Annotated in this window: 10 protein-coding genes and 1 pseudogene; all 11 read left to right on the plus strand. The window is 69.8% G+C overall.

Features of this window, described 5'->3' with window-relative positions; translation table 11 throughout:
- Window positions 1–316, plus strand: a pseudogene (locus tag ACFWF3_RS11935) (monooxygenase); the annotation flags it as partial.
- Between the two features lie 23 nt (window positions 317–339).
- Window positions 340–666 carry a TcmI family type II polyketide cyclase gene (locus ACFWF3_RS11940; RefSeq protein ID WP_067445797.1) on the plus strand — a complete coding sequence of 109 codons (327 nt, stop codon included), beginning with the start codon at window positions 340–342 and terminating at the stop codon, window positions 664–666.
- Complete coding sequence (locus tag ACFWF3_RS11945) at window positions 663–1,940, plus strand: beta-ketoacyl-[acyl-carrier-protein] synthase family protein (RefSeq protein ID WP_379313659.1); 1,278 nt, start codon at window positions 663–665, stop codon at window positions 1,938–1,940. Before ACFWF3_RS11940 ends, ACFWF3_RS11945 begins: the two co-directional genes overlap by 4 nt.
- A complete protein-coding gene (locus tag ACFWF3_RS11950; protein WP_379313660.1) occupies window positions 1,937–3,160 on the plus strand; it encodes a ketosynthase chain-length factor in 1,224 nt (407 codons plus the stop codon). The genes ACFWF3_RS11945 and ACFWF3_RS11950 overlap by 4 nt, the downstream gene beginning before the upstream one ends.
- A 14-nt stretch (window positions 3,161–3,174) precedes the next feature.
- Window positions 3,175–3,438 (plus strand): acyl carrier protein, encoded by a 264-nt coding sequence (locus tag ACFWF3_RS11955; protein ID WP_056819520.1) that lies wholly within the window; start codon window positions 3,175–3,177, stop codon window positions 3,436–3,438.
- 33 nt (window positions 3,439–3,471) lie between these two features.
- Window positions 3,472–4,254, plus strand: a complete 783-nt coding sequence (gene fabG, locus ACFWF3_RS11960) for a 3-oxoacyl-ACP reductase FabG (protein ID WP_056819521.1) — start codon at window positions 3,472–3,474, stop codon at window positions 4,252–4,254.
- Window positions 4,255–4,283: 29 nt separating this feature from the next.
- A complete protein-coding gene (locus ACFWF3_RS11965) occupies window positions 4,284–5,231 on the plus strand; it encodes an aromatase/cyclase (RefSeq protein ID WP_379313661.1) in 948 nt (315 codons plus the stop codon).
- The gene (locus tag ACFWF3_RS11970; RefSeq protein WP_379313663.1) at window positions 5,212–7,167 is read left to right on the plus strand and encodes an SDR family oxidoreductase; all 1,956 of its coding nucleotides are present in this window, start codon (window positions 5,212–5,214) and stop codon (window positions 7,165–7,167) included. Before ACFWF3_RS11965 ends, ACFWF3_RS11970 begins: the two co-directional genes overlap by 20 nt.
- A gap of 35 nt (window positions 7,168–7,202) precedes the next feature.
- Window positions 7,203–8,774, plus strand: a complete 1,572-nt coding sequence (locus ACFWF3_RS11975; protein WP_379313665.1) for an acyl-CoA carboxylase subunit beta — start codon at window positions 7,203–7,205, stop codon at window positions 8,772–8,774.
- Window positions 8,771–8,980 carry an acyl-CoA carboxylase epsilon subunit gene (locus ACFWF3_RS11980; protein WP_379313666.1) on the plus strand — a complete coding sequence of 70 codons (210 nt, stop codon included), beginning with the start codon at window positions 8,771–8,773 and terminating at the stop codon, window positions 8,978–8,980. Before ACFWF3_RS11975 ends, ACFWF3_RS11980 begins: the two co-directional genes overlap by 4 nt.
- A 14-nt stretch (window positions 8,981–8,994) precedes the next feature.
- Window positions 8,995–9,970: LLM class flavin-dependent oxidoreductase (locus ACFWF3_RS11985; protein ID WP_379313668.1), on the plus strand; the 976-nt coding region annotated here is incomplete at its 3' end.

The following is a 9,970-nucleotide window of genomic DNA, read 5'->3' on the forward strand; positions in this document are numbered from 1 at the left end:
GCATCCGCTGCTGGGTGCGCGGCTGCCACGGCGCAGGCTCCTGCGCGGCGCGCACGCCACCGACACCGCCGTCCTGCTGCGGCCGGGCCGGGGCGTTCTGCTCGACCTCACCGACAACCCGGCGCTGCGCCACCGGGCCCAGCCGTGGACCGACCGCATCGACGTGGTCACCGCGACCGCCACCGAACCGATCGACGCCGACGCGCGCACCACCGCGCTGCTGGTGCGGCCCGACGGCCATGTGGCCTGGGTCGCCCCCGGCACGCACAACGACCTGCCGACCGTCCTGGACCGCTGGTTCGGGCCGGCCCGATGAACATCCGAGAGAAGGGGAAGTCAATGTTCAGCACACTGATCGTGGCCCGCATGGACCTCGCGTCCGCGGGCGATGTCGCCGGACTGTTCCGGGAATTCGACACCACCGAGCTGCCACACCGGATGGGCACGCGCCGCCGCCAGCTCTTCCACTACCGCGGCCTGTACTTCCACCTGCAGGACTTCGACGAGGACAACGGCGGCGAACGGATCGAGGACGCCAAGACCGACGACCGCTTCGTGCGGATCAGTCAGGATCTCAAGCCGTTCATCGAGGCCTACGACCCGAAGACCTGGCGCTCACCGGCGGACGCGATGGCGCACCGCTTCTACGACTGGAACGCACGATGAGCGCGCCCGAACGTCGCGTGGTGATCACCGGCGTCGGGGTCTGCGCCCCCGGCGGGGTGGGAACGAAGAGCTTCTGGGACCTGATCTCCAACGGCCGCACCGCGACCGGACGGATCTCGCTGTTCGATCCGGCGCCGTTCCGGTCCCAGGTGGCCGCCGAGATCGACTTCGACCCCGAATTACACGGCCTGACCCCGCAGGAGATCCGGCGGATGGACCGGGCGGCGCAGCTGGCGGTGGTCAGTGCCCGCGAGGCGGTCGCCGACAGCGGGCTCGAGTTCGACGATATCGACCCGTTCCGGACCGGTGTCACCATCGGCAGCGCGGTAGGCGCCACGATGGGCCTCGATGAGGAGTACCGCACCGTCAGTGATGGTGGGCGGCTGGAACTGGTCGATCACAACTACGCGGTGCCGCACCTCTACAACTACTTCGTCCCGAGTTCGTTCGCGACCGAAGTGGCCTGGGCGGTCGGCGCGCAGGGACCGTCGACGGTGGTGTCCACCGGGTGCACTTCCGGTCTGGACGCGGTCGGCTACGCCGCGGAAGTGCTGCGCGAAGGTGGTGCGGACGTGATGATCGCGGGCGCTACCGATGCCCCGATCAGCCCGATCACGGTGGCCTGCTTCGACGCGATCAAGGCGACCACCCCGCGCAACGACGATCCCGCGCACGCCTCGCGGCCCTTCGACGCCAGCCGCAACGGCTTCGTCCTGGGCGAGGGCGCGGCGGTGTTCGTGCTCGAGGAACTGGAGAGCGCGCGCAAACGCGGCGCGACGATCTACGCCGAGCTGGCCGGACACGCCACCCGTTCCAATGCCTTCCACATGACCGGTCTGCGCCCGGACGGCAAGGAGATGGCCGAGGCGATCCGCACCGCACTCGGCCAGGCGCAAATCGACGGCACCGAGATCGACTACATCAACGCGCACGGTTCCGGCACCAAACAGAACGACCGGCACGAGACCGCCGCGGTCAAGCGCGTTCTCGGCGATCACGCCTACCGCACGCCGATGAGCTCGATCAAGTCGATGGTCGGGCATTCGCTCGGCGCGATCGGGTCGATCGAGATCGCGGCGTCGGTGCTGGCGTTGGTCAACAACGTGGTGCCGCCCACGGCCAACCTGCACAATCCCGACCCTGAATGCGATCTGGACTATGTGCCGTTGACCGCGCGCGACCACAAGGTCGACGTGGTGCTGTCGGTGGGCAGCGGGTTCGGTGGGTTCCAGAGAGCGGTCGTGCTCGCCGATCCTTTCCGGAGCCGACGATGAGCGCCGCGGTGGTGACCGGGCTCGGCGTCGCCGCGCCGACCGGTCTCGGGCTGGAAGAGTACTGGCGCGCCACGCTGGCCGGGCGCACCGGGATCCGCCGGGTCACCCGGTTCGACCCCGCGTCCTACCCCGCGCAACTGGCCGGGGAGATCACCGGATTCGAGGCCGAGGAGCACCTGCCGGGCCGGCTGTTGCCGCAGACCGACCGGATGACGCGGCTGGCTCTGGTGAGCGCGGACTGGGCCTTCGCCGACGCCGGCGTGCGACCCGACGAGCTGCCCGATTACGCCGCGGGCGTGATCACCGCCAGCAGTTCGGGTGGCTTCGAGTTCGGGCAGAACGAACTGCGCGCACTGTGGAGCAAGGGCGGCGAGTACGTGAGCGCCTATCAGTCCTTCGCCTGGTTCTACGCGGTCAACAGCGGACAGATCTCCATCCGCAACGGGCTGCGCGGGCCGAGCAGCGTGGTGGTCAGCGACCAGGCCGGTGGGCTGGACGCGGTCGCCCAGGCGCGCAGACAGATTCGGCGCGGCACCACGCTGGTGGTGACCGGCGCGATCGACGCCTCGATCTGCCCCTGGGGGTGGGTGGCACAGCTGGCGGGCGGCGGACTGAGCACCGTCACCGACCCGGACCGCGCCTACCTGCCGTTCGACGCGCAGGCGGACGGCTACGTCCCGGGTGAGGGCGGCGCGCTGCTGGTCCTCGAGGACGCCGAGCACGCCAGACAACGCGATGCGCCCCAGATCTACGGCGAGATCGCCGGGCACGCGGCCACCGTCGACCCGCGTCCCGACGGTCCGGGCGAGCCGGGGTTGCGCAGGGCGATCGAACTCGCCCTCGGCGACGCGGGGGTGACTCCCGCCGAGATCGACGTCGTCTTCGCCGATGCCGCAGGCATCGCCGAACTCGACCGGATCGAGGTCGACGCCCTGGTCGCGGTGTTCGGTGCGCGTGGCGTGCCGGTGACAGCACCGAAAACCATGACCGGACGGCTCTATTCGGGCGCGGCACCGCTGGACCTGGCCGCCGCCTTCCTGTCCATCCGCGACGGGGTGATCCCGCCGACCATCGGCACCGATCTCGCCGCGGACTACCAGCTCGACCTGGTCACCGAGGTCAGGCCCGCACCCGTGCGGACCGCGCTCGTGCTCGCCCGCGGTGCGGGCGGGTTCAACTCCGCCATGGTCGTTCGCGGCCCCGAACACCTTCGCCCCTGAGGAAAGGAAAGCCCGTGTCGACATCGTTCACACTCGACGATCTGCGCCGCATCCTACGAGAAGGCAGCGGCGACAGCCCCGGCCTCGACGGCGAATTCGCCGACATCGAGTTCGAAGACCTCGGCTACGAGTCGCTGGCGCTGCTCGAGACCACCGGCCGGATCAAACGCGAATTCGGCGTCACCCTCGACGACGACGCCGTCGTCGCCGTGACCACGCCGCGCGCGCTGGTCGACCTGGTCAACGAACAGCTGCTCGAAGCGCCCCAGCCCAGCTGAGCGCGACACCGATTGCCCGACAGGAGAACAGATATGACCAACGACGACAAGGTGGCTCTGGTCACCGGCGCCACCAGCGGCATCGGCCTCGCCTCGGTCCGTCAACTGGCGGGGCAGGGACACCGGGTGTTCCTGTGCGCACGCAACAAGGAAGCCGTCGCCGACACCGTCGCGCAATTGCGGGGCGAGGGCTTCGACGTGGACGGCACGACAGCCGATGTCCGTGCGGCCGAGGACATCTCGGCGTTCGTACGGGCGGCGGTCGACCGGTACGGCCCGGTGGACGTGCTGGTCAACAACGCGGGCCGCTCCGGTGGCGGCGTCACCGCCGACCTCACCGAGGAACTGTGGTCCGACGTGATCGCGACCAACCTCAACAGCGTGTTCCTGGCCAGCCGCGAGGTGCTCACCACCGGCGGCATGCGAGAAAAGCAACGCGGCCGCATCATCAACATCGCCTCGACGGCGGGCAAGCAGGGCGTGGTGCTCGGGGCACCGTACTCGGCGTCCAAGCACGGCGTCGTCGGGTTCACCAAGGCGCTCGGCAACGAGCTGGCCCCGACCGGGATCACGGTCAACGCCGTGTGCCCCGGCTACGTGGAAACGCCGATGGCACAACGGGTCCGGTCCGGCTACGCCGCGGCCTACGACACCACCGAGGACGCGATCCTCACCAAGTTCCAGGCCAAGATCCCGCTCGGCCGCTACTCCACCCCCGAAGAGGTGGCCGGCCTGGTCGGCTACCTGGCGTCCGATCTGGCCGCCTCCATCACCGCGCAGGCGCTCAACGTCTGCGGCGGACTCGGCAACTTCTGATTCCGGCCGACGAGCACCAGGAGACTTCCATGACGACGCAGACCACCCGCGAGGTCGAGCACACGATCACCGTGGCGGCCCCGCCGACCGAGGTGTACCGCCTTCTGGCCGAGGTGGAGAACTGGCCCCGGCTGTTCCCGCCCTCGGTGTATGTGACCCGCCTCGAACACGAGGGCAACGAGGAACGCATCCAGATCTGGGCCACCGCCAACGGTGAACCCAAGACCTGGATCTCGCGCCGCGTGCTCGATCCCGAGCAACTGCGGATCACCTTCTGGCAGGAGGTGTCCGCGCCCCCGGTGGCCCAGATGAGCGGCACCTGGATCATCGAACCGCGCGAGGACGGCGGGACCGAGCTGCGGCTGCTGCATTCCTACCGTGCCATCGACGACGATCCGGACGGGCTGGCGTGGATCGAGAAGGCGGTCGACGACAACAGCCGTGCGGAACTGCCCGGTCTCAAGGCCGCGGTGGAGTCGGTGGTGCGCACCGCCGATCTGACCCTGTCGTTCGTCGACTCGGTCGAGATCGCCGGTGCGGCGGGCGATGTCTACGACTTCGTGAACGAGGCGAACCTGTGGACCGAGCGGCTGCCGCACGTGGCCTCGGTGCAGCTGACCGAGAACACCCCCGGTGTACAGGTACTGCGGATGGACACCCTGACCAAGGACGGCTCGAGTCACACCACCGAGTCGGTCCGGGTCTGCTTCCCGCAGCACCGGATCGCCTACAAGCAGACCACCCTGCCCGCTCTGATGGCCCTGCACACCGGCTACTGGGAGTTCCGGACCAACCCCGACGGCACGACCACCGCGTCCTCGCAGCACACGGTGATCATCGAGGCGTCGCGGATCACCGAGATCCTCGGCCCCGACGCCGGGGTGCCCGAGGCGCGGACCTTCCTGCGCGAGGCGCTCGGGGGCAACAGCCGGGCCACGCTGAACCACGCCAAGAACTATGCCGAAGCCCGTCGATGACACCGACGTCCTGATCGTCGGCGCGGGGCCGGTCGGGTTGCTGCTCGCGGGCGATCTGGCCGGCGCGGGCGCCCGCGTGACGGTGGTGGAACAGCGGATCACCCCCACCACCGAATCGCGGGCCTCCACCCTGCACGCCCGCACCATGGACGTGCTCGCCGAGCGGGACGTGCTCGATCGGCTCGGGCCGCTGCCCGACGGCGGACCGGGACACTTCGGCGGACTGCGCCTGGATCTGACCGAAGCTGATCCGGCCCACCGGTTCTCGGGCCAGTGGAAGTGCCCGCAGGTCCGGCTGGAAGCGGTGTTGCAGGAACGAGCACTCGAGGCGGGCGCGGTGCTCCGGCGTGGGCACCGAGTCACCACCCTGACCGCGCAGGCGGGCGCCGTGCTGATCGACACCGTCACCCCGGACGGCGAACGGCACACCCACCGGGGCGCCTACCTCGTCGGCTGCGATGGGGAACGCGGCACCGTGCGCGAGCTGGCCGGCTTCGAACTGGCAGGTCTCGAGGCCGGGCGGGAGATGCTGCGAGCCGACGTGGCCGGAGTAGATATCCCGGCCCGTCGATTCGAACGACTCCCGCACGGGCTCGCGGTGTCCTCGCGCTGGCCCGACGGCAGCACCAGGGTGATGGTGCACGTCTACGGCGCCGCACCCCGCGCCGGGGGCGGGGAACCGGAGTTCGCCGAGATCGCCGACGCCTGGGAACGGGTGACCGGCGAGTCGATCGGACACGGAACACCGTTGTGGCGCAACGCGTTCGACGACACCAGCCAGCAGGTCACCCGGTACCGGCGCGGCCGGGTCCTGCTCGCCGGTGACGCGGCCCATCGGCAGATGCCGGTGGGCGGCCAAGCCCTCAATCTCGGCTTGCAGGACGCGGCCGACCTGTCGGGCCGGTTGATCGCCGCGATCACCGGCACCGCAGGCGAGGCCGCACTCGACGGCTATCACCGCACCCGCCACGCCGTCGGCGCGCGCACCCTGACCAATATCCGCGCCCAGACCTTGCTGCTGCTGGGCGGACCGGAGGTCGAACCCGCCCGGCAGCTGTTCGCCGAGCTCCTGCGGCTCGGCGATGTCCGATCCCATCTCGCCCGCATGATCAGCGGCCTGCCCGGTCCCGGCGACCCGGCGCCCGCACCACCCGATTCCAAGGAGACATCGATGAGCCTGACGAACAAGACCGCCCTGGTCACCGGATCCAGCCGCGGCATCGGCCGCGCGACCGCCCGCCAGCTCGCGGCCAAGGGCGCGCTCGTGGCCGTGCACTACGCGGACAACGAGGCCGCGGCCCGCGAGACCGTCGAGGTCATCGAGAACGACGGCGGCCGTGCGTTTCCCGTGCGGGCCGAGCTCGGCACGACAGGCGGCGTGCACGAGTTGTTCCTCGGTCTCGAACAGGGACTCAAGGAACGAACGGGGCAGACCACGCTCGATATCCTGGTCAACAACGCCGGTGTCACCACCCCGGCCGGCGTCGCCCCCGAGGACGTGACACCCGAGGACTTCGACCGGCTGTTCGCGGTCAATGTCCGCGCGCCGTTCTTCATCGTGCAGCGCGCTCTGGGCCTGCTGCCCGAAGGCGGGCGCATCATCAACATCTCCTCCGGACTTACCCGATTCGCCAGTCCCGACCAGGTGGCCTACTCGATGACCAAGGGCGCGGTGGAACAGATCACGCTGCACTTCGCCCGACACCTGGCACCGCGCGGGATCACCGTCAACAGCGTCGCGCCCGGCATCACCAACAACGGCAGCGCCGTGTTCGACATCCCGGAGGCAGTCGAGCAGATGGCGCAGTTCTCGGCGTTCAAGCGCGTCGGCGAGGCGGTCGACGTGGCCGATGTCGTCACCTTCCTCGCCACCGACGAAGCCCGCTGGATCACCGGCGCGTTCATCGACGCCACCGGCGGGACGCTACTCGGCTGACAGCACGGCCGCCGCCGACCACATCAGGAGATCCGATGACGACAGTGCAAGAACCCACCGGGTACACCCAACGGCTCGACGAACTCGACGCGCTCAAGCGCGCCGCACGTGTCGGCCCCGACCCGGCGGCCACGCAACGCCAGCACGCCAAGGGCAAACTCACCGCCCGCGAACGCATCGACCTGCTCCTCGACCCCGGTTCGTTCGTCGAAGTGGAGCCGCTGCGCAGACACCGGGCCACCGGCTTCGGACTGGAGGCGCGCAGACCCCACACCGACGGCGTGATCACCGGGTGGGGAACCGTCGACACGCGCACGGTCTTCGTCTACGCCAGCGACTTCCGGATCTTCGGCGGCGCACTCGGCGAGGCACACGCCCAGAAGATCCACAAGATCATGGACATGGCCGTCACGGCGGGCGCTCCGCTGGTCTCGCTCAACGACGGTGCGGGCGCCCGCATCCAGGAGGGCGTGACGGCACTGGCGGGCTACGGCGGGATCTTCCGCCGCAACACCAGAGCCTCGGGAGTGATCCCGCAGATCAGTGTCATGCTCGGGCCGTGCGCCGGCGGGGCGGCGTACTCGCCCGCGCTCACCGACTTCGTCTTCGTGGTGCGCGATATCGCGCAGATGTTCATCACCGGTCCCGATGTGGTGCGCACCGTGACCGGCGAGGTGGTGACCCACGACGAACTCGGCGGCGCCGACATCCACGCCTCGGTCTCGGGGGTTGCCCATTTCGTCTACGACGACGAGCAGTCGTGCCTGTCCGATGTTCGTGCGCTGCTGTCGATGCTGCCCGCCAACAATCGGGAGCTGCCGCCGGTGGCGTTCACCGCCGACCCCGCCGACCGGCAGACCACGGCACTGACCGACCTGGTGCCGCTGGACGGCAACCGCCCCTACGACATTCGCGAGGTGCTGGCCGAAATCGTCGACGACGGCGACTATTTCGAAGTACAGGCCACCTGGGCGACCAACCTGGTGTGCGCGCTGGCCCGGCTCGACGGCCATGTGGTCGGGGTGGTGGCCAGCCAACCGATGAGCCTGGCCGGGGTGCTCGACATCGATGCGAGTGAGAAGGGCGCGCGGTTCGTCCAGTTCTGCGACGCCTTCAACATTCCGTTGCTGACCCTGGTCGACGTGCCGGGGTTCCTGCCCGGCGTCGGACAGGAACACGCGGGCATCATCCGGCGCGGCGCGAAACTGCTCTACGCCTACTGCAACGCGACGGTGCCGCGAATCTCGTTGGTACTGCGCAAGTCCTACGGCGGCGCCTACATCGTGATGGACTCGCTGTCGATCGGCACCGATCTCGCGCTGGCCTGGCCGACCAACGAGATCGCCGTCATGGGCGCCGAGGCCGCGGCCGACGTGGTGTTCCGGCGCGAGATCGCCGCGTCGGAGGATCCCGCGGCCACCAGGGACCGCAAGATCGCCGAGTACCGCGAGGAACTCGTGCATCCCTACTACGCCGCCGAGCGCGGACTCATCGACGACGTGATCGATCCGCGCGACACCCGTGGCGTGCTGATCCGCGCCTTCGCCATGCTGGCGGGCAAGGACACCGATCTGCCCCGCCGCAAGCACGGGAATCCGCCGCAATGAGCGCCGAGGACCCGGTGCCCTTCCTTCGCGTCGAGAAGGGCAGCGCCGACCCGGACGAACTCGGCGCGCTGCTCGTGCTGCTGCTCGCCCGGCGACGGACCGCCGCCGCGGCGCCGACCCCGACCAGGCCCGTCGCTCGCTGGCGGCGTCTGGAACGCCGACCCGCCTTCACCGACCCCCGCGCGTGGACCGGATCCACCCGCTGACGAACGGAGCCACCATGGACGTCGGACTGCTCTTCGACCTGCGCAACCCCGCACAGTGGCAGCGCCCGTGGGCCGACCACTACGCCCGCACCCTCGAGTTCTGTGAGGAGGCCGACCTGCGCGGCGCGGGCGGAGTCTGGTTCACCGAGCACCACCTGTTCGAGGACGGCTATCTCCCGCAACCGCTCACCTTCGCCGCCGCGGCGGCCGCCAGAACCAAGCGGGTGCGCATCGGCACCGCCGTAGTACTGCCCGCCCTGCGCAAGCCGGCCCAGCTGGCCGAGGAGGCGGCACTGGTCGATCTGATCAGCGGCGGCCGTCTCGAACTCGGTCTCGGCGCCGGCTATCGCCTGCCCGAATACCAGCTCTTCGACACCGATTTCAGCCGCCGGTTCGCTCGCACCGGCGACAACATCGCCGAGATCCAGCGGTTGTGGGCCACCGGCGGGATCACGCCGGGGCCGATCCAGGATCCCGTGCCGCTGTGGGGCGGGTTCTACGGTCCGCGCGGCGCCCGCCTCGCCGGGCGCCTCGGCATCGGATTCCTGCACATCTCGCACCAGCTGTTCCCGCTGTACCGCGAGGGACTCATCGAGGGCGGACACGATCCCGAGTCCGCGCGGGTCTCGGATCTGCTGCCGATCCTGCTGGCCGACGATCCCGAAGCCGCGTGGGCCCGGGTCGCACCACACCTCGCGCACCAGATGAACTCCTACCGGCAGCTGTCGGTGGAGGGCACCGACGCACCGGTGCCGCCAGCCCTCGAACTCGATCAGCTGCGCCAACGCCCCGAGGACGGATCCTTCGGTCTGCTCGAGATCCTCACCCCCGAACAGGCCGCCGTGCGGATCCACGAACGGGTTGCCGGTCTGCCGGTGCGGCACCTGATCTTCTGGGCCAGCATCGCCGGCATGCCCGACGACCTGGTCACCCGCCACATCGAGCTGGTGAGTGAACAGCTGCCACCGTTGCTGGACAAGCAGTTCCAGG

It is taken from the genome of Nocardia sp. NPDC060220, from assembly GCF_042727815.1.
Taxonomy (GTDB): domain Bacteria; phylum Actinomycetota; class Actinomycetes; order Mycobacteriales; family Mycobacteriaceae; genus Nocardia.

Bases quoted from the DNA above. Each gene is read 5' to 3' on its own strand.
- ACFWF3_RS11940 (WP_067445797.1), top strand. From the start codon at position 340: ATGTTCAGCACACTGATCGTGGCCCGCATGGACCTCGCGTCCGCGGGC.
- ACFWF3_RS11945 (WP_379313659.1), top strand. From the start codon at position 663: ATGAGCGCGCCCGAACGTCGCGTGGTGATCACCGGCGTCGGGGTCTGC.
- ACFWF3_RS11950 (WP_379313660.1), top strand. From the start codon at position 1,937: ATGAGCGCCGCGGTGGTGACCGGGCTCGGCGTCGCCGCGCCGACCGGT.
- fabG (WP_056819521.1), top strand. From the start codon at position 3,472: ATGACCAACGACGACAAGGTGGCTCTGGTCACCGGCGCCACCAGCGGC.
- ACFWF3_RS11965 (WP_379313661.1), top strand. From the start codon at position 4,284: ATGACGACGCAGACCACCCGCGAGGTCGAGCACACGATCACCGTGGCG.
- ACFWF3_RS11970 (WP_379313663.1), top strand. From the start codon at position 5,212: ATGCCGAAGCCCGTCGATGACACCGACGTCCTGATCGTCGGCGCGGGG.
- ACFWF3_RS11975 (WP_379313665.1), top strand. From the start codon at position 7,203: ATGACGACAGTGCAAGAACCCACCGGGTACACCCAACGGCTCGACGAA.
- ACFWF3_RS11980 (WP_379313666.1), top strand. From the start codon at position 8,771: ATGAGCGCCGAGGACCCGGTGCCCTTCCTTCGCGTCGAGAAGGGCAGC.